Source organism: Paraburkholderia sp. RAU2J (assembly GCF_003634845.1).
GTDB classification, from domain to species: domain Bacteria; phylum Pseudomonadota; class Gammaproteobacteria; order Burkholderiales; family Burkholderiaceae; genus Paraburkholderia; species Paraburkholderia fynbosensis.
In genome coordinates this window covers 2566518-2590595 of the sequence record NZ_RBXG01000001.1, presented here as the reverse complement: position 1 = coordinate 2590595, position 24078 = coordinate 2566518, and the positions used below count along the sequence as shown (strand labels likewise).

Annotated in this window: 14 protein-coding genes, 2 tRNA genes, 3 rRNA genes and 2 pseudogenes; 12 read left to right on the top strand and 9 right to left on the bottom strand. The window is 60.8% G+C overall.

Translation table 11 applies throughout. From position 1 onward, the window contains the following. The first annotated feature begins 2 nt into the window (after window positions 1-2). The 5 genes from B0G69_RS11880 to B0G69_RS11860 all read left to right on the top strand — a co-directional run bounded on the left by B0G69_RS11880 (window position 3) and on the right by B0G69_RS11860 (window position 6878). Window positions 3-1598, top strand: a complete 1596-nt coding sequence (locus B0G69_RS11880; protein ID WP_121317150.1) for a 3,4-dehydroadipyl-CoA semialdehyde dehydrogenase — start codon at window positions 3-5, stop codon at window positions 1596-1598. A gap of 79 nt (window positions 1599-1677) precedes the next feature. After that, window positions 1678-3279, top strand: coding sequence for a benzoate-CoA ligase family protein (locus tag B0G69_RS11875; protein ID WP_121317148.1), 1602 nt, complete (start codon window positions 1678-1680; stop codon window positions 3277-3279). A gap of 8 nt (window positions 3280-3287) precedes the next feature. Further along, window positions 3288-4148, top strand: coding sequence for an alpha/beta hydrolase (locus tag B0G69_RS11870; protein ID WP_121317146.1), 861 nt, complete (start codon window positions 3288-3290; stop codon window positions 4146-4148). 190 nt (window positions 4149-4338) lie between these two features. Then, complete coding sequence (locus B0G69_RS11865) at window positions 4339-4674, top strand: hypothetical protein (RefSeq protein ID WP_121317144.1); 336 nt, start codon at window positions 4339-4341, stop codon at window positions 4672-4674. Between the two features lie 83 nt (window positions 4675-4757). Beyond that, window positions 4758-6878, top strand: a complete 2121-nt coding sequence (locus B0G69_RS11860; protein ID WP_121317142.1) for a phospholipase C, phosphocholine-specific — start codon at window positions 4758-4760, stop codon at window positions 6876-6878. A 121-nt stretch (window positions 6879-6999) separates the two neighbouring features. Here B0G69_RS11860 and B0G69_RS11855 read toward each other — a convergent pair whose 3' ends face one another. Next, window positions 7000-7380, bottom strand: a complete 381-nt coding sequence (locus tag B0G69_RS11855) for a DUF5594 family protein (protein WP_121317140.1) — start codon at window positions 7378-7380, stop codon at window positions 7000-7002. Window positions 7381-7452: 72 nt separating this feature from the next. On the opposite strand from B0G69_RS11855, the pseudogene B0G69_RS41770 reads away from it, so the two are divergent. Further along, window positions 7453-8529: pseudogene (locus B0G69_RS41770) on the top strand (IS66 family transposase); the annotation flags it as partial. A gap of 372 nt (window positions 8530-8901) precedes the next feature. On the opposite strand, the gene rrf reads toward B0G69_RS41770, so the two are convergent. From rrf to B0G69_RS11810, 6 genes are all read right to left on the bottom strand, one after another. After that, window positions 8902-9015: ribosomal RNA gene (gene rrf / locus B0G69_RS11835) — 5S ribosomal RNA — on the bottom strand. A gap of 201 nt (window positions 9016-9216) precedes the next feature. Beyond that, a 23S ribosomal RNA gene (locus tag B0G69_RS11830) occupies window positions 9217-12097 on the bottom strand. Between the two features lie 384 nt (window positions 12098-12481). Next, window positions 12482-12557 (bottom strand) — tRNA-Ala (locus B0G69_RS11825). Between the two features lie 54 nt (window positions 12558-12611). Beyond that, a tRNA-Ile gene (locus B0G69_RS11820) sits at window positions 12612-12688 on the bottom strand. A 66-nt stretch (window positions 12689-12754) separates the two neighbouring features. Beyond that, a 16S ribosomal RNA gene (locus tag B0G69_RS11815) occupies window positions 12755-14287 on the bottom strand. Together the 16S, 23S and 5S rRNA genes with 2 tRNA genes alongside form the textbook arrangement of a ribosomal RNA operon. 469 nt (window positions 14288-14756) lie before the next feature. After that, window positions 14757-15872, bottom strand: a complete 1116-nt coding sequence (locus B0G69_RS11810) for an AI-2E family transporter (protein ID WP_121317131.1) — start codon at window positions 15870-15872, stop codon at window positions 14757-14759. Window positions 15873-16132: 260 nt separating this feature from the next. On the opposite strand from B0G69_RS11810, the gene B0G69_RS11805 reads away from it, so the two are divergent. From B0G69_RS11805 to B0G69_RS11790, 4 genes and pseudogenes are all read left to right on the top strand, one after another. After that, window positions 16133-17347, top strand: coding sequence for a DUF2863 family protein (locus B0G69_RS11805; protein WP_121317129.1), 1215 nt, complete (start codon window positions 16133-16135; stop codon window positions 17345-17347). A gap of 215 nt (window positions 17348-17562) precedes the next feature. Next, window positions 17563-18440 (top strand): annotated as a pseudogene (locus B0G69_RS11800) (response regulator transcription factor). 112 nt (window positions 18441-18552) lie between these two features. Further along, window positions 18553-19227: an energy-coupling factor ABC transporter permease gene (locus B0G69_RS11795; RefSeq protein WP_121317125.1), complete on the top strand. Its 675-nt coding sequence runs from the start codon at window positions 18553-18555 to the stop codon at window positions 19225-19227. A gap of 168 nt (window positions 19228-19395) precedes the next feature. Then, window positions 19396-20052, top strand: a complete 657-nt coding sequence (locus B0G69_RS11790; RefSeq protein WP_121317124.1) for a hypothetical protein — start codon at window positions 19396-19398, stop codon at window positions 20050-20052. A gap of 109 nt (window positions 20053-20161) precedes the next feature. On the opposite strand, the gene B0G69_RS11785 is transcribed toward B0G69_RS11790, so the two are convergent. Both B0G69_RS11785 and yaaA read right to left on the bottom strand, forming a co-directional pair. After that, entirely contained in the window at window positions 20162-21316 is a 1155-nt protein-coding gene (locus B0G69_RS11785; protein ID WP_121317122.1) for a M14-type cytosolic carboxypeptidase, read from the bottom strand. A 35-nt stretch (window positions 21317-21351) separates the two neighbouring features. Then, entirely contained in the window at window positions 21352-22134 is a 783-nt protein-coding gene (gene yaaA / locus B0G69_RS11780) for a peroxide stress protein YaaA (RefSeq protein WP_121317119.1), read from the bottom strand. 57 nt (window positions 22135-22191) lie between these two features. Between yaaA and B0G69_RS11775 the strand changes: the two genes are divergently transcribed. Together B0G69_RS11775 and B0G69_RS11770 are read left to right on the top strand one after the other, a co-directional pair. Beyond that, complete coding sequence (locus B0G69_RS11775; protein WP_121317117.1) at window positions 22192-22689, top strand: putative toxin-antitoxin system toxin component, PIN family; 498 nt, start codon at window positions 22192-22194, stop codon at window positions 22687-22689. 150 nt (window positions 22690-22839) lie between these two features. After that, window positions 22840-24012 carry a pyridoxal phosphate-dependent aminotransferase gene (locus tag B0G69_RS11770; RefSeq protein ID WP_121319330.1) on the top strand — a complete coding sequence of 391 codons (1173 nt, stop codon included), beginning with the start codon at window positions 22840-22842 and terminating at the stop codon, window positions 24010-24012. Window positions 24013-24078 lie beyond the last annotated feature (66 nt).

Here is a 24078-nt window from a genome sequence, read left to right as displayed (position 1 = left end):
TCATGACCGAACTATTGAAGAATTACGTAGCCGGCCAGTGGATCGCTGGCAGCGGCGCGGGCGTGACGCTAACCGATCCGGTGACGGGCGCTGGGCTCGTGCGCGTATCGAGCGCGGGGCTCGACCTCGCGCAGGCATTCAGCTTTGCGCGCGATGAGGGCGGCGCCGCGCTGCGCGCGCTGAGCTATGCGCAGCGCGCGGGCCGCCTCGTCGACATCGTCAAGCTGCTGCAGGCGAAGCGCGACGACTACTACGCGATCGCCACTGCGAACTCGGGCACCACACGCAACGACTCGGCCGTCGATATCGACGGCGGCATGTTTACTTTGTCGTACTACGCGAAGCTCGGCGCGTCACTCGGCGACGTGCGTGCGCTGCGCGATGGCCAAAGCATCGCGCTGAGCAAGGATCAATCGTTCAGCGTGCAGCATGTGCTGACACCGACGCGCGGCGTCGCGCTCTTCATCAACGCATTCAACTTTCCGTCCTGGGGCTTGTGGGAGAAAGCCGCGCCAGCGCTGCTGTCGGGCGTGCCGGTGATCGTCAAGCCCGCCACGGCCACCGCGTGGCTCACCCAGCGCATGGTCGCCGATGTGATCGAAGCGGGCATCCTGCCGCCCGGCGCGCTCTCGGTGATCTGCGGCGGCTCGGCGGGTCTGCTCGATCAGATTCGGGCCTTCGATGTGGTGTCGTTCACCGGCTCAGCCGACACTGCGGCGACGCTGCGCGAGCATCCCGCTTTCGTGCAGCACGGCGCGCGTCTGAACGTGGAGGCCGACAGCCTGAACAGCGCGATCCTGTGCGCCGACGCGACGCCTGACACGCCCGCCTTCGATCTGTTCATCAAGGAAGTGGTGCGGGAAATGACCGTCAAGTCCGGGCAGAAATGCACGGCGATCCGGCGTGCGTTCGTACCGGAAGCCGCGCTCGAAGCCGTGCTCGATGCGCTCAAAGCGAAGCTCGCGACAGTCAGCGTCGGCAATCCGCGTAACGACACCGTGCGGATGGGCTCGCTCGTGAGCCGCGAGCAATACGAGAACGTGCTCGCCGGCATCGCCGCATTGCGCGCGGAAGCAGTGCTCGCGTACGACGGTTCGGCTGCGCCGCTGATCGACGCGGACCCGGCAATTGCGTCATGCGTCGCGCCGCATCTGTTCGTGGTCAACGATCCGGACAACGCGACGCTGCTGCATGACCTCGAAGTATTCGGACCGGTGGCCACGGTCGCGCCCTATCGCGTGACGGCAAACGGCAGCGAACTACCCGAGGCGCACGCCGTCGCGCTCGCGCGACGAGCTCAGGGCTCGCTCGTCGCATCGATCTATTCGAACGACGATGCGCATCTCGGCCGGCTCTCACTCGATCTCGCCGATTCGCACGGACGCGTGCATGCGATCTCGCCGTCGGTTCAGCAGAGCCAGACGGGCCACGGCAATGTGATGCCGATGTCGCTGCATGGCGGTCCAGGCCGCGCGGGCGGTGGAGAAGAACTCGGCGGCTTGCGCGCGCTGGGGTTCTATCACCGGCGCTGCGCGGTCCAGGCGCCAGCAGCAGCCATCGACATCCTCATGCAAACAACGCACTTGCCGCCAGCCTAGCGGTGCAGGACGTATTGCAGGCATTACGCGGATCAAGAGCACACAACGGCCAGACCGCCCCCACAGATGGAGGAGACATATGGAAGCCCTGCTGGAAACAGCCGCCAGTCATTCCCCCGCGACGGTCGCCCCGCCGCCCGCGCTATTCAACTTCGCCGCGTACCTGTTTCAGTTGAACGAAGCACGCGCCGGCAAGATCGCCTACATCGACGACACGGGCCCCACCACCTACGGCGAACTCGAAGAACGCGCGCGGCGTTTCGCGAGCGCGTTGCGCACGCTCGGCGTGCATCCGGAGGAGCGCGTGCTGCTCGTGATGCTCGACACCGTCGCGCTGCCGATCGCGTTTCTCGGCGCGCTGTATGCGGGCGTCGTGCCGGTCGTCGCGAACACGCTGCTCACCGCCGCCGACTATGTGTACATGCTCACGCACAGTCACGCGCGTGCCGTGATCGCATCGGGTGCATTGCTGCCGGGCGTCACGCAGGCGTTGGATCAGTTGAATAGCGCCGAACATGACAGTTGCCCGTTGATCGTTTCGCAGCCGCTCGACGGCGAGCCTCTGGATGTTCCCCGGCTCGACGAGCTGATCGACGCCGCCGCGCCCGCCGTCAAGGGCTGCGCGAGCGGTGGCGACGATATCGCGTTCTGGCTGTATTCGTCGGGCTCGACCGGCAAACCGAAGGGCACGGTCCACACGCACGCGAATCTGTATTGGACCGCCGAACTGTACGCGAAGGCGGTGCTCGGGATCGTCGAGAGCGACGTGGTGTTTTCCGCGGCCAAGCTGTTCTTCGCGTACGGCCTCGGCAACGCGCTGACCTTTCCGCTCTCGGTCGGCGCGACCGCCGTGCTGATGGCCGAGCGCCCTACCGCCGAGGCGATTTTCGCGCGCCTCGTGCGGCATCGCCCGACGGTTTTCTACGGCGTGCCGACGCTGTACGCGAGCATGCTCGTGTCGCCCAACCTGCCCGCGCGCGCCGACGTGGCGATGCGCGTGTGCACGTCGGCGGGCGAAGCATTGCCGCGTGAGATCGGCGAGCGATTCACCGCGCACTTCGGCGCTGAGATTCTCGACGGCATCGGCTCGACCGAAATGCTGCATATCTTCCTGTCGAATCGCGCGGGCGCGGTCGAATACGGCACGACCGGCCGCCCGGTGCCGGGCTACGAAGTGGAACTGCGCGACGAAGCCGGCCGGCCGGTGCCCGATGGCGAAGTGGGCGATCTGTATATCAAGGGGCCGAGTGCCGCGCTGATGTACTGGAGCAATCGCGAGAAAACGCGCGCGACGTTTCTCGGCGAATGGATTCGCAGCGGCGACAAGTACAGCCGGCTGCCGAACGGCTGCTATGTCTATGCGGGCCGCAGCGACGACATGCTGAAGGTCAGCGGGCAGTATGTCTCGCCGGTCGAAGTGGAGATGGTGCTCGTTCAGCACGACGCGGTGCTCGAAGCGGCCGTGGTCGGTATCGATCACGGTGGGCTCGTGAAGACTCGAGCGTTCGTCGTGTTGAAGCGCGAGTTTGCACCGTCTGAGATACTCGCGGATCAGTTGAAGGCCTTCGTCAAGGAACGGCTTGCTCCGCATAAGTATCCGCGCGATATCGTATTCGTCGATGATCTGCCGAAAACCGCTACCGGCAAGATTCAACGCTTCAAACTGCGGGAACTGTCATAAGGTGATCCATGGAGAAACCCGCTCTCGCCACCGTTGCCGCCGCGTCTGCTGTCACCACGGCGGGAGACTTCGCCGAATTGCCCGCTGCCGTATCGCATGGGCCGCTGCGCATCGAATATCGTTGGGTCAACGAAACGTCGCTCGACGCGCCGATCGCCGTGTTCCTGCACGAAGGACTCGGCTCGGTCGCCATGTGGCGTGACTGGCCGCAAGTATTGTGCGAGCGGCTCGGCATGCGCGGGCTGGTCTACTCGCGTCCGGGTTACGGGCTATCGACGCCGCGTGCGCATGACATGAAATGGCCCGTCGACTTCATGACCGCTCAGGCGCGTGACATCCTTCCGGCTTTGCTCGACGCACTGAGTATCGAGATGCAGGAGCGCAAACGGATGTGGGTGATCGGCCATAGCGACGGCGGGTCGATCGCGCTGCTGTACGCGGCGCTGCATCCCGAGGCACTGGCTGGCGCAGTGGTGATTGCACCGCATGTGTTCGTCGAAGATATTTCGGTGGAAAGCATCGCGCAGACGAAGCGGCTCTATGAAACCAACAATCTGCGAGACAAGCTCGCCCGCTATCACGCTGACGTCGATTCCGCGTTCTATGGCTGGAACGATATCTGGTTGAACCCCGCGTTCAGGCAATGGACCATTGCGACAGAACTCGCGTCGATTCGCCAGCCGCTGCTCGCGGTGCAAGGGCATGACGACAACTACGGCACGATGGCGCAGATCGATACGATTGCAGCACGCGTGCCGCATGCGCGGCTCGTCAAGCTCGATGCTTGCGGACATTCTCCGCATCGGGATGCACCGGAAAAGTTGAATGAAGCGATCGAGGCGTTTGTTTTGGGAAGCGTTGGCCGGTAGGGAAAGAGAGAACCTCAGCTCACTGCATCGCAGGCGACATATAAGCGCGAATACGCCGCCGCCATGAGCGGCATCCCAACTCCGCACGTTCTCTTCACAAAAATTACACAGGTAAGCGATTATGCTGCGGCATCGCTGACCTCGGCACATGGATGCCCTGGCGCCCCTTCCCCGTGCCGGAGACATTCTCATGTCCGTCGAGTCGAAGCCCGCTCCTGCTTTGCTGCGCAAACGTTTGACGAGCGCATTGATCATCACGTCGCTAAGCGTGCTGCTCGGCGCCTGCGGCAACGACGACGACACAGCCCGCACGAACACGCTGGGCTCGACCAATAGCACCGCCGACGGCAGCAACAGCAACCCATCCGCATTCGCGGCTCTGCCCGGCAATTCGTCGTCAGCCGCGCCCGCACCGCCCTCGCTCACGATTCAAACCCCGGCACTACCCGCATCCGACGCTGGCGCAACGCTATCCGCCGTCGCGCCGGCACCGCTCGCCACGCCTGTCATCCACACTGTGGATTGAGTTTCGCGCCGCACACGACGCGCGGCTCAGCCTCACGCGCGCCGTGTGCATCGTTCGTCAACCGAAGATCGAAAGCCAAAACCATGACTTCAAAAAATCGCCGTGATTTTCTACGCTCCGCCGCGCAAGCCGCCGGTTCCGTCACCGCATTGAGCATGCTGCCGCTGGGCATTCGCAATGCGCTCGCCATTCCTGCGAACAACCGCACCGGGTCGATCCACGACGTCGAACATATCGTCGTGCTGATGCAGGAAAACCGCTCGTTCGACCACTACTTCGGCACGCTCAAGGGCGTGCGCGGTTTCGGCGACACCCGCGCGATCAACCTGCCCAATGGCAAACCGGTCTGGTATCAACCGCTCGCGGCGGATGACGCCAATGCAGGTTACGTGCTGCCGTTCCACCCCACTGCGCCGAACCTGGGTCTGCAATTCCTGCAGGATCTCGCGCACGACTGGGGCAGCACGCACGCCGCATGGAACGGCGGCCGCAACGACCAATGGGTGCCCGCCAAAAGCGCGACGACGATGGCCTACCTGACCCGTGACGACATCCCGTTTCACTATCAACTCGCCGACGCGTTCACGATCTGCGACGCGTACCACTGTTCGCTGATGGGACCGACGGACCCGAACCGCTACTACATGTGGAGCGGCTGGGTCGGCAACGACGGCAGCGGCGGCGGCCCGGTGATCGACAACTCCGAACTCGGCTACGGCTGGTCCACCTATCCGGAAGTGCTGCAGAATGCGGGCATCTCGTGGAAGATCTATCAGGATGTCGGTAACGGTCTCGACGCGAACGGCTCGTGGGGCTGGACGCAGAACCCGTACATCGGCAATTACGGCGACAACTCGCTGCTCTACTTCAACCAGTACCGTAACGCGCAGCCCGGCAATCCGCTCTACGATAACGCCCGCACCGGCACCAACGCGGCGAAAGGCGACGGCTACTTCGACATTCTCAAGCGCGACGTGCAGAACAACGCGCTGCCGCAAGTCTCGTGGATCGTCGCGCCCGAAGCGTATTCCGAGCATCCGAACTGGCCGACTAACTACGGCGCGTGGTACATCGATCAGGTGCTGCAGATTCTCACCTCGAATCCCGAGGTGTGGAGCAAGACGGTGCTGCTGATCAATTACGACGAAAACGACGGCTTCTTCGATCACATTGCGCCGCCGTTCGCGGCGTCGTCGGACGCCAGCGGTCTGTCCACCGTCAACACTACTTACGAAATCTACCCAGGCGATTCCAAAACGCCCGCGGCACCGTACGGACTCGGGCCGCGCGTGCCAATGCTGGTGGTGTCACCGTGGTCGAAAGGCGGCTATGTCTGCTCGGAACTGTTCGATCATACGTCGGTGATCCGCTTCATCGAAAAGCGTTTCGGCCAGCACCACAACCTCGGCGAATCGAATATCACGCCATGGCGCCGCGCAGTATGCGGCGATCTGATGTCGGCGTTCAACTTCGAGAACCCGAACGCCCTGCCGCCCTCGCTGCCGAGCACGAGCGCCTATATGCCGGCCGATCAGGAGCGTCACCCGGATTACGTGCCGCAACCGCCGGCCGTTCAGACGGTGCCGAAGCAGGAGCCTGGCGTGCGCCCCGCCCGCGCATTGCCGTACGAGTTGTTCGTGCGCGTGCAGAGCGAAGGTTCGAGCGGCAAGCTGGCGATGCGCTTCGTCAACACGGGACGCACGGGCGCGGTGTTCCTCGTGTATGCCGCACAGAGCGCCGATGCACCGCGCAGCTATACGGTCGAATCAGGCAAGCGACTGGAGGATCAGTTGCCGTTGAACGCGGACGGCAGCTACGATTTCACGGTACACGGTCCGAACGGTTTTCTGCGCCGCTTCGCGGGCAAGCCGGCATCGCACAAAAGTTGGCACGGCTCGGACATCGCGCGGCCTGAAGTCGCCGAGGGCTACGACGTGTCGAATGGCAATCTGCAACTGCGGCTCGCGAACGTGGGCAGCGCGCGTTGCCAGTTCACGATCGTCAACGCGTACGATGCGAACCACGTGATCAAACATTCGGCACGCGGCGGCGATACCGATCAGCTCTACCTCGATCTGCGCAACGCGCACGGCTGGTACGACCTGACCATCACGGTCGATACGGACACGGCGTTCGTGCGCCGCTTCGCGGGGCACGTCGAGACCGGCAAGAGCAGCATGAGCGATCCGGCGTTGGGGCGCTGAGCACCTGTCGAACGCATCGACAGCAACGGCCGCTGCGGTGGACATGCAGCGGCCGTTTTTTCATGCCGCGCCTGTTTTCAGCGTATTCGTCATGTCACGATAGACGCGTTGCGCGCACCGCTCACGACTCGAAATCGAGCCCGCCGATCAACGCCACGGGTTCGCCCTGCGTATGCGACAGAAAATCCAGTTCGCGCGCGTGAGTCCAGGCGCTTAGCTTGCGCGGCAGCGCTGCGAGATAGTTGACGAAGTGCGCCTCTCCTCGCGCGTCCATCAGTCGTTCGATTTCGTCGCTGTCCCAGGTCAGATACAGATTCAACGGATGCGCGTAATGGCCCAGCTCCGCGAGCGGCGCGGCATGAATCCGCACGCGGGTGGGATGCCCAGCCCCGCCATACGGCAGCACTTCGGTATGCACAGTGGTGACAAAGCAGGCGGCAATGGCCTCGGCGATGCGAGGCGCGAACTGTTCGTCGAAACGGGCGGCACTCTCCGGACGCATCTATGTCTCCGATCTTATGCATGCGTATTGAGCAGAGCATCGTAGCATGCGAGCGGATCCGCGCCCGTAGTCTGCGACAGCGAGATGAAGTTGTTGGGAGAAGACGTCGCCGAACAGCTTGAGTATGTGCCGGCAAGCTTCCGGGTCGTCTGTCATGCGCACTCGAAGTTTGCGTGCGCGTGTTGCGACCACATCTCGCAGGCGTCTGGATCGGGCCGTCCCATTGAACGCGGACTCGTCGGTCCTGGCCCTCCGGTACAGTTCGCAGATCACATGCCGCTTTACCGACGGTCGGTCATGTACGCGCGAAGGCGTCGAGCTTGATCGCTCGCTGCTCGCGAAATGGGCTGTTCGCACTGCTGCGGCCACTTGTTGAGGTGCTGCGCCGTCAAGTGATGGCGGCGATGAGATTGCACTCTGACGACACGCCGGTTCCGACGCGTGCACCAGGTAACGGCAGGCGAATATCGGATTCCTATGGGCGTACGTGCGCGATGATCGCCCCTCTGCCGACATGACACCGCCAGCGGTATAGTTTGCCTATACGTCGAATCGGCAGGGCATGCATCCGCATGCATCACGTTGGCTCATTCACCGGTACGCTGGACGCTGACGCGTACGCTCCTCACTACCAGGCCATCTGCGAAACCGGGCGTGTCACGGAGGCTGCCTTTTGGGCAAATTCGTGACGGCAGTTCTATGAATTGCACGTAGCGCGCGAATGCGTTGGACACTGAGGCGCTCGAGCGTATCGGCGCGCTATGCAGGATTGAGGACGCGATCGGGGGCAAACCTGCCATGCGCATCGTCATGAACACGCGCGGCCGCTATTCGATCGATTCTATGCGTGGCTCGCATCTACGCTGGAAACGCTCTCGCGCAAAACCAACACGAGCCGAACCATTCTTTGTGCGCTGAACCGGGGGGAAGTGCCCATGCGCTGTTGCGATAACGGTCGGCTCGAAATCGACAACTGCCAGTCGAACGCACGGTTGCAATCTGTAACTCGTTGGTACCGCAAGGATTAACGGCATCCATCCAGAGGCGTATCCGCGCTTCGTGCTTGCACGTATCGCAGGTCGCCCGGTTAACCGCGTTGACGAACTAGAGTTATGGGTCATCGCCGATCGGCTCCGCGTCACAGTTTGACGATCTCAATCGCAGTCAAGACATTGCTGGATACGCGTTTACGGAACTGGAGCAGTCCGGCGATTACAACGGTTTCTGGCGCAAGGGAAGTAGTGACCGGCACACGGCAACGTGTGAGGTGTCGCCGCTTGTATTGTGCTGCCGGGCGCGTGATGGGGCGGGTGATGTGATTGGCGGGGAGTGTACTCGCCGCCATTTGGAACGGTTGGCTTATGCGGATGCGCTGAGGATAGGGGAACGCTGAGGTGCCGTCCGGAGCAACGTGCGAAGCGCCTGCCCGGGCCGTTGTCCTCTATTCCGTCCGGTGCCCTGCCGCGCCGTAAACGCAGAAACCCCACCTTTTGGGGGTGGGGTTTCTGTTGCTGCTGGGGAGCCTGACGATTACCTACTTTCACACGGGCAATCCGCACTATCATCGGCGTGGAGTCGTTTCACGGTCCTGTTCGGGATGGGAAGGGGTGGGACCGACTCGCTATGGTCATCAGGCATGACTTGTTGTCGTGTCGCCTCTGGGGGCGGCACAACCAATCGGGAAGAAGTAGTGTCTGGTGATGCTCACCAGAGGAGGCGGGCTGTGTTGTTCGAGGCACAACACTGATCTCAACCTGGGTGTCTGTTGCCCCCTTCGGGGGTGGGATGTCCATAAGTGCCGAAGCACTGACGGTCATCGCAAAACACACCTGTTATAGGATCAAGCCTTACGGGCAATTAGTATCAGTTAGCTTAACGCATTACTGCGCTTATACACCTGACCTATCAACGTCCTGGTCTTGAACGACCCTTCAAGGGGCTCGAAGCCCCGGGGATATCTCATCTTAAGGCGAGTTTCCCGCTTAGATGCTTTCAGCGGTTATCTCTTCCGAACATAGCTACCCGGCGATGCCACTGGCGTGACAACCGGTACACCAGAGGTTCGTCCACTCCGGTCCTCTCGTACTAGGAGCAGCCCCCTTCAAATATCCAGCGCCCACGGCAGATAGGGACCAAACTGTCTCACGACGTTTTAAACCCAGCTCACGTACCTCTTTAAATGGCGAACAGCCATACCCTTGGGACCGGCTACAGCCCCAGGATGAGATGAGCCGACATCGAGGTGCCAAACACCGCCGTCGATATGAACTCTTGGGCGGTATCAGCCTGTTATCCCCAGAGTACCTTTTATCCGTTGAGCGATGGCCCTTCCATACAGAACCACCGGATCACTATGACCTGCTTTCGCACCTGCTCGACTTGTCGGTCTCGCAGTTAAGCACGCTTATGCCATTGCACTATCAGCACGATTTCCGACCGTACCTAGCGTACCTTCGTACTCCTCCGTTACACTTTGGGAGGAGACCGCCCCAGTCAAACTGCCTACCATGCACTGTCCCCGACCCGGATCACGGGCCAAGGTTAGAACCTCAAACAGACCAGGGTGGTATTTCAAGGTCGGCTCCACGCAGACTGGCGTCCACGCTTCACAGCCTCCCACCTATCCTACACAGACCGGTTCAAAGTCCAATGCAAAGCTACAGTAAAGGTTCATGGGGTCTTTCCGTCTAGCCGCGGGGAGATTGCATCATCACAAACACTTCAACTTCGCTGAGTCTCGGGAGGAGACAGTGTGGCCATCGTTACGCCATTCGTGCAGGTCGGAACTTACCCGACAAGGAATTTCGCTACCTTAGGACCGTTATAGTTACGGCCGCCGTTTACCGGGACTTCAATCAGGAGCTTGCACCCCATCATTTAATCTTCCGGCACCGGGCAGGCGTCACACCCTATACGTCCACTTTCGTGTTTGCAGAGTGCTGTGTTTTTATTAAACAGTCGCAGCCACCAGTTTATTGCAACCCCTTCACCCTTCTGGCGCAGGCCAGTCAGGCTACCGGGGCGTACCTTATCCCGAAGTTACGGTACCAATTTGCCGAGTTCCTTCTCCCGAGTTCTCTCAAGCGCCTTAGAATACTCATCTCGCCCACCTGTGTCGGTTTGCGGTACGGTCCTGTTAAACTGAAGCTTAGAGGCTTTTCTTGGAACCACTTCCAGTTGCTTCTTCACCGAAGTGAATGGCCTCACACCCTTGAATTGCGCGCCCGGATTTGCCAAAGCGCCTTCTCCAATGCAAGGACCGGGACTTCCAACACCCGGACAACCTTCCGCGATCCGTCCCCCCATCGCATTTAACAATGGTGCAGGAATATTAACCTGCTTCCCATCAGCTACGCATTTCTGCCTCGCCTTAGGGGCCGACTCACCCTACGCCGATGAACGTTGCGTAGGAAACCTTGGGCTTACGGCGAGGGGGCCTTTCACCCCCTTTATCGCTACTCATGTCAGCATTCGCACTTCCGATACCTCCAGCACACTTTCCAGTGCACCTTCGCAGGCTTACGGAACGCTCTCCTACCATGCACATAAATGTGCATCCGCAGCTTCGGTATATTGCTTAGCCCCGTTACATCTTCCGCGCAGGACGACTCGATCAGTGAGCTATTACGCTTTCTTTAAAGGATGGCTGCTTCTAAGCCAACCTCCTGACTGTTTTAGCCTTCCCACTTCGTTTCCCACTTAGCAATATTTGGGGACCTTAGCTGGCGGTCTGGGTTGTTTCCCTCTTGACACCGGACGTTAGCACCCGATGTCTGTCTCCCGTGATTGCACTCTTCGGTATTCGGAGTTTGCTATGGCGTAGTAATCCGCAATGGACCCCACAACCATGACAGTGCTCTACCCCCGAAGGTGATACACGAGGCACTACCTAAATAGTTTTCGGAGAGAACCAGCTATTTCCAGGTTTGTTTAGCCTTTCACCCCTATCCACAGCTCATCCCCTAACTTTTCAACGTTAGTGGGTTCGGACCTCCAGTACGTGTTACCGCACCTTCATCCTGGCCATGGATAGATCACCTGGTTTCGGGTCTACACCCAGCGACTGAACGCCCTGTTCGGACTCGCTTTCGCTACGCCTGCCCTAATCGGTTAAGCTTGCCACTGAATGTAAGTCGCTGACCCATTATACAAAAGGTACGCCGTCACCCCCTTGCGAAGGCTCCGACTGTTTGTATGCATGCGGTTTCAGGATCTGTTTCACTCCCCTCCCGGGGTTCTTTTCGCCTTTCCCTCACGGTACTGGTTCACTATCGGTCGATCACGAGTATTTAGCCTTGGAGGATGGTCCCCCCATCTTCAGACAGGATTTCACGTGTCCCGCCCTACTTCTCGTACACCCAGTTCTTCCTCGCTGTTTTCGCTTACGGGGCTATCACCCGCTATGGCAGCACTTTCCAGAGCCTTCAGCTAACAGTGAAGATAAAGAGTACAGGCTGGTCCCATTTCGCTCGCCACTACTCTGGGAATCTCGGTTGATTTCTTTTCCTGCGGTTACTTAGATGTTTCAGTTCACCGCGTTCGCTTCGCATGACCTATGGATTCAGTCATGGATACTCCATTCGGAGTGGGTTTCCCCATTCGGACATCTTCGGATCAAAGCTCGTTTGCCAGCTCCCCGAAGCTTTTCGCAGGCTACCGCGTCCTTCATCGCCTGTGATCGCCAAGGCATCCACCACATGCACTTGTTCGCTTGACCCTATAACGGGTGTGTCTTGCGGCCCGCGTTAGCGCTTTAGCGCTTACGCGGGGCTCATCCCCGAAGGGGACAAGGTTCCCGAAGGACTCTCCAGTTCACATTCCGCTACAGGTTGAGTATTCGTGTTGCGCCGTATTCCAAAGCAATCTTTCGATCACTTAAAAAATACATTGATACAATCACAACCCTGATTCACCTACCCGCACACCCATCTCCAGGTGTGCTTTCGTGAATCTCTTTACTACTTCTTCCTGATTGTTAAAGAACGACAGCCGATCGCGCAATCCGTGATTGCGTATCGCTCTGACTGGCTCAATCGCCAATGCTTGTTTCACTACACCGCCAACTCCCGTTAGCGCATGCAGACAAACCAGCATTGAGGATTGGTGGAGGATGACGGGATCGAACCGACGACCCCCTGCTTGCAAAGCAGGTGCTCTCCCAGCTGAGCTAATCCCCCAGTCATGCAGATACCCCAGAGGTTTTTAGCCGGTCAGCTCACCAGACAAGACTTTGGTGGGTCTGGATGGATTCGAACCATCGACCCCCGCCTTATCAAGACGGTGCTCTAACCGGCTGAGCTACAGACCCCTGAGTCTGTCTTTTTCACAGCCGATAAGCGTGAGCGCTCAACACTTCTGACGCGCTTAGCTCGAGAAAGGAGGTGATCCAGCCGCACCTTCCGATACGGCTACCTTGTTACGACTTCACCCCAGTCATGAATCCCACCGTGGTAAGCGCCCTCCTTGCGGTTAGGCTACCTACTTCTGGTGAAACCCACTCCCATGGTGTGACGGGCGGTGTGTACAAGACCCGGGAACGTATTCACCGCGGCATGCTGATCCGCGATTACTAGCGATTCCAGCTTCACGCACCCGAGTTGCAGAGTGCGATCCGGACTACGATCGGTTTTCTGGGATTGGCTCCACCTCGCGGCTTGGCAACCCTCTGTTCCGACCATTGTATGACGTGTGAAGCCCTACCCATAAGGGCCATGAGGACTTGACGTCATCCCCACCTTCCTCCGGTTTGTCACCGGCAGTCTCCCTGGAGTGCTCTTGCGTAGCAACTAGGGACAAGGGTTGCGCTCGTTGCGGGACTTAACCCAACATCTCACGACACGAGCTGACGACAGCCATGCAGCACCTGTGTTATGGCTCCCTTTCGGGCACCCCGGCCTCTCAGCCAGGTTCCATACATGTCAAGGGTAGGTAAGGTTTTTCGCGTTGCATCGAATTAATCCACATCATCCACCGCTTGTGCGGGTCCCCGTCAATTCCTTTGAGTTTTAATCTTGCGACCGTACTCCCCAGGCGGTCAACTTCACGCGTTAGCTACGTTACCAAGTCAATGAAGACCCGACAACTAGTTGACATCGTTTAGGGCGTGGACTACCAGGGTATCTAATCCTGTTTGCTCCCCACGCTTTCGTGCATGAGCGTCAGTATTGGCCCAGGGGGCTGCCTTCGCCATCGGTATTCCTCCACATCTCTACGCATTTCACTGCTACACGTGGAATTCTACCCCCCTCTGCCATACTCTAGCCCGCCAGTCACAAATGCAGTTCCCAGGTTAAGCCCGGGGATTTCACATCTGTCTTAGCGAACCGCCTGCGCACGCTTTACGCCCAGTAATTCCGATTAACGCTTGCACCCTACGTATTACCGCGGCTGCTGGCACGTAGTTAGCCGGTGCTTATTCTTCCGGTACCGTCATCCCCCCAGGGTATTCGCCCAAAGGATTTCTTTCCGGACAAAAGTGCTTTACAACCCGAAGGCCTTCTTCACACACGCGGCATTGCTGGATCAGGCTTGCGCCCATTGTCCAAAATTCCCCACTGCTGCCTCCCGTAGGAGTCTGGGCCGTGTCTCAGTCCCAGTGTGGCTGGTCGTCCTCTCAGACCAGCTACAGATCGTCGCCTTGGTAGGCCTTTACCCCACCAACTAGCTAATCTGCCATCGGCCGCCCCTTGAGCGCGAGGTCCCGAAAGATCCCCCGCTTTCCTCCGCAGAGCGTATGCGGTATTAATCCGGCTTTCGCCGGGCTATCCCCCACTCCAGGACACGTTCCGATGTATTACTCACCCGTTCGCCACTCGCCACCAGACCGAAGTCCGTGCTGCCGTCCGACTTGCATGTGTAAGGCATGCCGCCAGCGTTCAATCTGAGCCAGGATCAAACTCTTCAGTTCAAACCTGTTACTGTTTTTCGGTCTCTTTCGAAACCGGTCGCTCACTCAACGTACTGACGAAGTGTCCGACCATCTCCCGATGGTCAAACCTTCCTTTCATTACTGTGTGAGACTTGATACTTCCGCTTTTACAGCAGATTCCGCAGAATCCACCGTCGCGTCACGCATCAAGCGCCCACACTTATCGGCTGTTAATTTTTAAAGATCGACCCGCTCACGCACAGCACCCACTTCAACCACCCGGCACTGCGTCGTTCTGCGTCGCTGCATCCGCAGCAGAGAAACGAGATTATGGAGAACTTTCGCAGCAGCGTCAACAGGTTTTTATCACTTGCCCAACCTGCCCACCGCGCTGGAAGCCTTGCCACTGCTGGCTTTCCCGCTTCTCCGTGCCCCGGCATCCGAAGCACGAAAGAGCGGAATTCTAGCGAGCCCCAGGAGGACTTGCAAGCGTTATCTCAAACTTTGTTCAAGGCGTCTTTTCTATGCGGCGCGGTTCCTCGACCGCAGGCTCCTTCAGATCGGGCGCCAACGCACGCGCACCCGGCGAGCCGATCGTCCAGTCGTGGAGCACGGTGTACGCAACCGCCAGTAAAGTCGGTCCGATGAAAACGCCGAGGAAACCGAACGCCAACGCGCCGCCCAGGATACCCAACATCACCAGAATGAGCGGCATGTCGCTGTTCTTGCCGATCAGAATCGGCTTGATCACATTGTCAGACATGCCGACTGCCAGCACACCCCACACCACCAGAAAGATCGCCCAGCCGGTCTCGCCGCCGTGATACAGCCAGATCGCAGCAGGCAGCCACACGATCACCGGACCGCCCGGTATCACCGACAGGAAAAATGTCGCCAGTCCAAGCAGCGCCGGCGCCGGCACCCCCGCGATCCAGCAACCGAAACCAGCCAGAACCCCTTGCACGAGCGCGGTACCAAGAATCCCGTAGACCACCCCCTTCACCGTGCTGCCCGCCAGCGCCAGCAGATAGTCGGCGCGCTCGCCGGCGATGCGCCGCATGCCCGCATTGAGCCACGCAGCTGCACCCTCTCCGCCCGTATAAAAGAAGAAGGCGAGCACGATGCTCAACGCCAACAGCCCCAGACCGTGCGTCACAGCAATCGCCGCCGCCAGAATCCACTTGCCGGCCGGCGCAGCGAGCGTGCGCAACTGCGCGATCAGTTCGGAATTGCTACTGGTCAGATGCTCCCAGAAGGCCAGGATATTCGAACCAATCAGCGGAACCCGACCGACCCATGGCGGCAGATCAGGCAAGCCATCCTCGAAGAGCCTTTGCACCAGCGAAACGATCTCGTGAACGTGCGCGCCGAACGCAAAACCCGCATAGACGAACGGCCCCAGCACAACCACCAGAATGATGAGCACGATCAAAGTGGCGGCCCATTTGCGCCGCCCGCCGAGCGCGGCGGCAAGCCGCCGGTAAAGCCCCCACGAGCTATAACTGAGAATCGCACCCCACAGCAATGCGGTCGTGAAAGGCGCCAGCACCAGCAGCGAACCGCCCACCAGAATAATCAGCGCGAATACAGCGGCAAGACGTTCGATCAGCTGGTCTGATTTCACGACGAATCTCCTCTTGCGCCAAACCACGGCGGCAAATTGACCTACGCTTGTCAGGCGCCCCACTGAACGCCGTCAGTATAGAAGCGAGTCCCGCCCTCGGGGGTGTCTTATACCATCCGGCTAAGTCGATGTGCGGCTCGCGCGACAGACTGATTTTTCGTGTGGAAACGTCCTAATCCATCCGGCATTGCCGGCCAAGCAATATGACGGCATAGAAAAGACTAGAATATAAGGTTCTCTGCCCCCCAATTTCCGGATTTATGCGCTCGCGAATCGCCAAACGTCTCCCCCCCGACGCCGACAAGCTGGTCGGTCTCTCGCTCGCGCTTTTCGCGTCGGGCAGCCGCACTGAGGACCGCTTCTGGGAAGCAAAGCTTGATGCACTGCTCGCCAGGATCGTCCGCAACGCCAATCAGACCACGCTTGACGCCGCGCTCGATCATCTGCAGCAGAATCATCCCGATGCCTATGGCGCGCTCGCCGATATGGCGGAAACCCACAGCGAATCGTTCGTGATCGAACATGACGGCGTGCCTTATGAAGCGCTGTTGATCGCGGCGCCCGTGCTCGCCTGGACCCGCTACATGATTCCGTCCGGCCCACTCAAAGCCGAGGCGGCCGACGCGCTGCGCGCACACCTGCAAGCGCACGTGCTTGCCGCCAACACCCGCGTCGCGATGGCACCGTTTCTGTACAGCATCGACCAGTTGCCGCGCCATCACGTCGAAACGTGGCGCCTCGCCCAGCAACTGGCTCAGGCGGCGATGGGCGGCGGCAACGTCAAGCTCAATTTCACCGAACTGCCGGAAACCTCGCCGATTCTGGCCGACCCGCGCTTCCTGCTCGCCATCGTCGCAGCGCCGGTGGGCGAGCCGACGTTCCGCTGGCAGGAAGAAGAGCACGGCAGCCGGATCGAGCGCGGCCAATGTCTCGAACAATGGACGACCCAGGGCGGCGCCAACCTGTCACTGGTGCTGCCGGGCTGCGAATTCGAGTGTCTGTTGCCGGATGCGTACTACTCGGCCTGCCGCGACGCTGACGAAAGCGTGCGCCCTCACACGGTGCGGACCGCCGTGCGTTATCTATTCGACACAATTGGAGCGGCACCGCAGGAATTGCGCGCGGTTGTCGCGGGCTTCGGCGAACGCCGCATCGACGAATACCGCGTCGGCTTTACGCGCCGGGGCAGCAATGACGTGATTTACGGCGTCGTGTGGCCGCTGTACGGCCGCGAGAACGGTGAACCTGGCATCGACGAAGAACCGCAAGAGAGTTCAGCGTCCGATGATCCGCTCGAGGAAATCGTCGCGCTGCTCAAGGAGACCGGCGTGACCGACGTGCGTCGCCATGCGGGACGCTTCGAGCCGGAATATTGCGATGACTGCGGCGTACCGCTTTATGCGGATCCGCTCGGCGAAATCGTCCACGCCGAAATGCCCGAGGACGCGGATCCCGCGCAGCCGCATTTCCACTGAGCATAAGCGCGGCCGTGCCGCGCGTTGCCCGAGAGAGAAAAAGCCCCGCTCAGCGGGGCTTTTTGTTTGGTGGCGCATGCTTCTTATGCCTTTCGGACAGGCCGTCAAACGGAAGGGAATTTGTCATCATAGAGACGGCGACGCATTGGATGCGTCTGGCTCATACACCGGACGGATACGTCGCGCCACTTCGCCCGATTCATCTGGAGACATGCATGAGATTCTCGATACTCAACTCAAACGCTGAACGACGTGATGGACTCAAAGCATTACTGCGGCAAATCGACCGACTGGCGCGCTTTACCGAAGCCCAGGATTGGCGCCAGATCGAACGCACCTTCAAGCGTCACCGGCCCGATCTGCTCGTGATCGACTGGCAGGACTGGATGTCGATCGCGGATGCCCGCGAACTGCTCAGCCACTACCCCGATCTGCGCGTCGCAGTGCTAACCGACGACATCTCGCCCATCATCGTGCGAGCGCTCATGGACGAAGGCGTGCTCGGTGTCGTGCCGCGCGATACCGATCCGTGTCTGATTGTGCGCGCCTTCGAAATGGTGCTGCTCGGCGGCCACTACGTGCCGCCCGGCGCGCTCGCCCTCGATCCCCCGCTGCCGCCCGATACCGCCATCCGCGAATTCGACGCGAAGAATCCACCGCCACGCCGCAACCGGCTTTCCAGTGGACTGTCGCCGCGCCAGGAGCAGATCATGCGCTGCGTCCATATGGGCAGCACCAACAAGATGATCGCGCGCACCCTCGGCATCAGCGAGGGCACGGTCAAGATCCATCTGACCAGCATCTTCCAGCAACTCGGCGCGCCCAATCGCGCCGCCGCGGTCGCGCTTTACAACGGCTGGCTGACGAACCATCTGCAGGTCTTACGCAACAACGGCGAAGGCTCGACTCGTCCGCTGATGGGACAAGCCGGCGTCATTCCGCTGCGGCGTCACAAACGGCGGCGCTTCCAGTATCCGTTGCCGGCTGGCGACACAAGCGCCCCGCTGCCGATGGCGGCCGAGCCCAACACGACCTACGGCGACGCACCGGCCGCGGACTAACGTCGCAGCCGCTCGCACGCGGTTCGGCATGACGATCGTGACCACGTGCGCAGCGGCCTGAAGACACCCTCGACGGCAGCGTTTGTATCGGCTGGCATGGAATCCGCTCACACCTTTTCTCGTCCAACGAGTAATATGAGACACATGGGTTTCCTCTACACACCGCTTCCGTTCTGGGTCGCTGTCGGTGGCTGGATCGCCACCGCGATAGTGGTCGCGCTCGCGCTGTGGAAAAATCCTTTCAAACGACTTCAGGACGGCACACTGCAGCATGTCTGGCTTGCGATCATCGTCGCTGTGTCGGTGCTGTGGGCGAGCAATGCCTGGCTCGACGACGGCACCGTGATGCACCTGCTCGGCGCCACGCTCTTTGTCACGCTATTCGACTGGGCGCTGGCAGTGATCGCGATGGCCGTCGTCACGGGTCTTGCCGCCGTGATCTTCGATGCGCCCTGGCAGGGCATCGCACTAACTTTCCTCGTGTACGGTGCGGTGCCTGTCGGCATCTCGACTCTGCTCCAGCGCATCAGCATTGCCTGGTTGCCGCGCAACCTTTTCATGTTTATCTTCGGCCAGGGTTTCGTTTCGCCCGCAATTGCCGTGTCGCTCACCGCAGCCGCGGCGCTTGGCGTCCACATCGCGCTTGCCGATGGTTCGACGATGGTGGTGCCCGCCGGCTACGTGTTCAGCGTGTTTCTGCTTGCCACCGGCGAGGCCTGGTTCACGGGCATGTCGACCGCGTTGATTGCGGTGTACCGCCCTGCGTGGGTCACCACGTATGATGTGCGCCGATACCGGTTGGGCGGCCCGCGCACCTGACACCGGCGAATGTCTAACGGATTTAGGCAGCGCTCGGCCGCGTAGGCATATCGGGCCTACCGAAGTCGCGCACCAGCCCAGGACAAAATTATTTGTGTCAGGATTGAACTCCCCGCTCCCGGCGGGCATCTTACTTGCCTCATATCCTCTTCGCGTCTAAAGAACTAGATGGATCGCACCAACGTACCGCGCCGATTGCTGCGCCTGGTCGGCCGGTTGGCGACAGTTGCAGCGAGTCTTTCGCTCATCTGCGCCGCTCCCGCATTCGCCGATCAACTCGAACAGCACAACGACCTCGTCAACAAATTTGTCAATGATCTGCACGCCGACCCGCTAGTCGCGGACTGCGCCGCTCACGGCGACTTTGTCGCCGGCACTTCGACCGCCTTCGACCATGTTGATTTTCCACCCAGCTCGTTCGACAGCGCGCACGCGTCGGTCACGCCCTGGAACGATTCGTTCGATGAAGGCAAGCAGCGCGTCAAGGTCGAGAACATCGTCACCGTCGAAGGGATCGGTGTCCGTCAGAACGGGGAAGGCGACCCTACCGCACTGAAATTCCGCTGCGGCTATGTCGGCGCCCAGATGCTCGCATTCAGCTGGAACGATCCTGTGCCACCGGCTCGCGCCCGCAGCGCGGAGCCGTCAGGATCGCGAGCCGCGTCGGGCAAGCACAAGAGCACCACGGGCAAGCACTCCGCGAGCGGCAAAACGACGAAGAAAGCGATTTCGAAGCCGTCCAAGACAAGCTCGGGCAAGTCGTCGAAAGCGACGTCGAGCAAGTCGACCGCCAAAAAAACGACGGTGAAGAAGAAAACCCAATGACGGCGCCGCCGCGGCATCGATTCATCCGCCCGCGCCGCCACGGATAGCGGCGGCCCAATGAAAAGGAGGCGCACACGTCACCGTGTGCGCCTCTTTTTTTCAGCGTCGTTCAGGCAAACGTCTCCACGTGCCGCAAAATCGCCTGCAACATCGCGGCGCCAAGCGACGCGCTGCGCTCGCCGTTCCAGCCCACCCGCTCGTCGGGCAGATTGGCGTTGTCCTTGAACGGCATCTCCAGCGTCAGCGACAGGCAACCGAATTCGTTACCGATGTACTTCGACGCAAGCTTCAGCGCATCCTCGCGATACTTGCTCGCGGCATAGCCGTACTTGTCCTGGAAGTCAGGGCTCGCGTGCTTGAATGCTTCGATGAACGCTTTCTGGTCCTGACCTTGCCGTTCGGTGAAACCCGGCAGCATTTCGGAACCGGCCACGAACACATAGGGCAGCGCTTCGTCCCCGTGGATGTCGAAGAACAGGTCGCATCCCGTCGCGTGAATCGCGTCGCGCACCAGCAGCACTTCAGGACTGCGCGCGGCGTCCGGCTCCATCCACTCGCGATTCAGGTTCGCACCGGCCGCGTTGGTGCGCAGATTGCCGTGCACGCTGCCGTCCGGATTCATGTTCGGCACGATGTAGAACACCGCGTGATCGTAGAGTTTGCGCGCAACCGGATCGCCCGCCCAATCGCCCCAGCCCACGAGGCGTTTGACGAGACCTTCGATAAACCACTCGGCCATCGTCTCGCCAGGATGCTGGCGCGCGATCAGCCAGATCTTCTTCTTGGGCGTGTCGCCGGTTTGCGGCGTGCCGAGCGTGAGCAGCGACATCGGCCGGCCTTCGACGCTCGTGCCCAGTTCGGTGAGCGTGGCCTGCGGCATCTGCTGCACGGCGCCGAGAAACTCCGAATGACGCTCTTCGCTATACGGCTCGAAATACGCGTAGTAGATGCGATCGAAATCCGGCGTGTGATCGATCGTGAGCACGCGGCCGTCGTACGAGGTCGGCACGCGAAACCAGTTCACCCGGTCATAGCTCGCCACCGCCTGATAGTCGCGCCAGCCTTCGGCGAACGCGCACGCGGCGGCATTCTCGAAAGTCATCACGCAGCGCGTGCCCGCCGCGCCCGACACGCGGAAATAGAACCATTGCGCAAACTCCGCGTGGCTGTCCGGCCGCACGCGCAGACGGATATTGCCGGCGTCCTCGCAGGACAACACTTCAATTGCGCCGGCGTCGAAATTGCTCGTAATCGATAACGTCATGATGTTCTTCCCTGCCTCCCTGCACGGTGCAACGCTTATTCAGCGACGCGGCGGCGGAACACGTAAGTGGAATCGTTCGAAGCCGCGGCGTCGAACCCGTAGCCTTCGGAGTCGAATGCCTTCAACTGCTCGGGCCGCTCGAGGCGGTTTTCCACCGCGTAGCGCGCCATCAGGCCGCGCGCGCGCTTTGCATGGAAGCTGATGATCTTGTAGCGGCCGCCTTTCCAGTCTTCGAACACCGGCGTGACGACGGGCGCGTCGAGCAGCTTCGGCTTGACCGATTTGAAATACTCGCCCGACGCGCAATTCACCAGCACGCGCGACGCCTTGGCGTTCTTCTTCATTTGCGCGTTCAACGCCTGCGTGATGCGCTCGCCCCAGAACGCGTACAGATCCTTACCGCGCGGATTGGCGAAACGCGTGCCCATTTCGAGCCGGTACGGCTGCAGCAGATCGAGCGGACGCAGCAGGCCGTACAAGCCGGACAGCACGCGCACGTGATTCTGCGCATAGTCGAGGTCGGCCGACGAGAGCGTCTTCGCGTTGAACCCTTCGTACACGTCGCCGTTGAATGCGAGCACTGCCTGCTTGGCGTTGTGCGTGCCGAACTGCGGCGACCATTCGGCGTAACGCTGGAAGTTGAGGTGCGCGAGCTGATCGGAAATGTCCATCAGCGAAGCGATCTGCGCGGGCGACAAACGGCGCAATCCGCCGATCAGTTCGGCCGCGTCGTCGACGAAATCGGGGATCGTGTGTTTGCTGACGTGCGGCGGGGTTTCGTAGTCGAGCGATTTCGCCGGCGACAGAACGATTATCATAGAGGCTTGCAGGCACGCCGTGCCTGGCGGTCAAAGACGAAAGCCAGATTGTAACGAATGCCCGGTTCCCATGCCTCACACGGCGCTTTGCGCGTCGTCCTCGATTCCAATGTCTGGATCGATATTCTCGTGTTCGACGACCCGCACACGCGGCCGATCGCGGCCGCACTCGAAAGCGGCGCGCTGGCCGCGCTGATCGACGCGCGCTGCCTCGCCGAACTCACCTTTGTGCTCGACTATCCGCAATTCGTGCATCGGAACGTGGACAAGGCCGCCGCGCTCGCGGTCGTCGCACGTCTCGCGCAACTCGTCGAACCCGCTGCGCCCGCGGAGGACGCCAAGCCCCTGCCCAAATGCAAAGACCGCGACGACCAGAAGTTTCTCGAGCTCGCGCATGCCGCGCAGGCGGACTGGCTGGTGTCGAAAGATCGCGCGGTGCTCAAGCTCGCGAAGCGGATTGCGCGTGATTTCGGCTTCCAGATCGCGCAGCCGGCGCCGTTCGTTGCCGCAATCGGCGCTTCGATGCGCGCCGTCGGCGAGCCGGCCCCCGCATGACCCCGGCGGCATGACACCCTGGCCAAACGGCCAACGCGCAGCCCGTGGCGCGCACAGAGCGCCGCGATTCCCTACAATCAGGCTTCGTCCTTGTCGACGCCTCCGTTCGTCGATTTCGCCAACCCACTCGCCCACGCTCCGGACAGCGCCATGAATGCACCGCACGATACGCCCATGAGTCCCTCGTTTCCGTCTCGCCTGCCGAACGTCGGCACGACGATTTTCACCGTGATGAGCGCGCTCGCCGCCGAGAAAGGCGCCGTGAATCTGGGCCAGGGCTTTCCCGACTTCGGCTGTGACCCGCGCATTGTCGACGCGGTCGCGAACGCGATGCGCGATGGCCACAATCAGTACCCGCCCATGACCGGCGTCGCACCGCTGCGTCAGGCGATTTCGGACAAGATTGAGAACCTGTACGGCCGCCGCTACGACGCCGCGAGTGAAATCACCGTCACGGCAGGCGCCACCCAGGCATTGCTCACCGCGATCCTCTGCACCGTCCATCCCGGCGACGAAGTGGTCGTGATCGAGCCGACCTACGACAGCTATCTGCCGTCGATCGAACTGGCCGGCGGCAAGCCCGTCTTCGTCACGCTCGAAGCGCCCGACTACGCGATCCCGTTCGACAAACTCGCCGCTGCGATCACACCGAAAACGCGCCTGCTGCTGATCAACACACCGCACAATCCGACCGGCACGGTGTGGCGCGCCGAAGACATGCGCAAGCTCGAAGAGATCGTGCGCGGCACCAACGTACTGATCCTGTCCGACGAAGTGTATGAGCACATGGTCTATGACGGTGCGCCGCACGAAAGCGTCGCGCGTTATCCGGAACTCGCGCAGCGCAGTTTCGTGGTGTCGAGCTTCGGCAAGACCTATCACGTGACGGGCTGGAAAGTCGGCTACGTGGCGGCGCCCGCCGCGCTCACCGCCGAGTTCCGTAAAGTGCACCAGTTCAACGTGTTCACGGTCAATACGCCGATGCAGATCGGTCTCGCCGACTACATGAAAAACCCGGCGCCGTATCTCGACCTGCCGGCGTTCTATCAGACAAAGCGCGACTTCTTCCGCGCGGGCCTCGCGAATTCGCGCTTCAAGTTACTGCCGTGCACGGGGACCTACTTTCAGTGCGTCGACTATTCGGCGATCAGCGATCTGCCCGAAGCCGAGTTTGCCCAATGGCTGACTGGCGAGATCGGCGTCGCGGCCATTCCGGTCTCAGCCTTCTATCACGAGGCGCACGAATCGGGCGTGGTGCGCTTCTGCTTTGCCAAACAGGAAAGCACGCTCGCCACCGCGCTCGACCGGCTGGCGCGACTCTAGGATGTTCCGCGCGATGCTGCGAACGAACCCATGTTCCCCGCCATCGCGCGCCGCGGCCAACGCGTG

Excerpts from the sequence above, each read along its gene's own strand:
- B0G69_RS11880 (WP_121317150.1), top strand. The coding sequence starts at position 3 with ATGACCGAACTATTGAAGAATTACGTAGCCGGCCAGTGGATCGCTGGC.
- B0G69_RS11875 (WP_121317148.1), top strand. The coding sequence starts at position 1,678 with ATGGAAGCCCTGCTGGAAACAGCCGCCAGTCATTCCCCCGCGACGGTC.
- B0G69_RS11870 (WP_121317146.1), top strand. The coding sequence starts at position 3,288 with ATGGAGAAACCCGCTCTCGCCACCGTTGCCGCCGCGTCTGCTGTCACC.
- B0G69_RS11865 (WP_121317144.1), top strand. The coding sequence starts at position 4,339 with ATGTCCGTCGAGTCGAAGCCCGCTCCTGCTTTGCTGCGCAAACGTTTG.
- B0G69_RS11860 (WP_121317142.1), top strand. The coding sequence starts at position 4,758 with ATGACTTCAAAAAATCGCCGTGATTTTCTACGCTCCGCCGCGCAAGCC.
- B0G69_RS11855 (WP_121317140.1), bottom strand. The coding sequence starts at position 7,380 with ATGCGTCCGGAGAGTGCCGCCCGTTTCGACGAACAGTTCGCGCCTCGC.
- B0G69_RS11805 (WP_121317129.1), top strand. The coding sequence starts at position 16,133 with ATGCGCTCGCGAATCGCCAAACGTCTCCCCCCCGACGCCGACAAGCTG.
- B0G69_RS11795 (WP_121317125.1), top strand. The coding sequence starts at position 18,553 with ATGGGTTTCCTCTACACACCGCTTCCGTTCTGGGTCGCTGTCGGTGGC.
- B0G69_RS11790 (WP_121317124.1), top strand. The coding sequence starts at position 19,396 with ATGGATCGCACCAACGTACCGCGCCGATTGCTGCGCCTGGTCGGCCGG.
- B0G69_RS11785 (WP_121317122.1), bottom strand. The coding sequence starts at position 21,316 with ATGACGTTATCGATTACGAGCAATTTCGACGCCGGCGCAATTGAAGTG.
- yaaA (WP_121317119.1), bottom strand. The coding sequence starts at position 22,134 with ATGATAATCGTTCTGTCGCCGGCGAAATCGCTCGACTACGAAACCCCG.
- B0G69_RS11775 (WP_121317117.1), top strand. The coding sequence starts at position 22,192 with ATGCCCGGTTCCCATGCCTCACACGGCGCTTTGCGCGTCGTCCTCGAT.
- B0G69_RS11770 (WP_121319330.1), top strand. The coding sequence starts at position 22,840 with ATGAATGCACCGCACGATACGCCCATGAGTCCCTCGTTTCCGTCTCGC.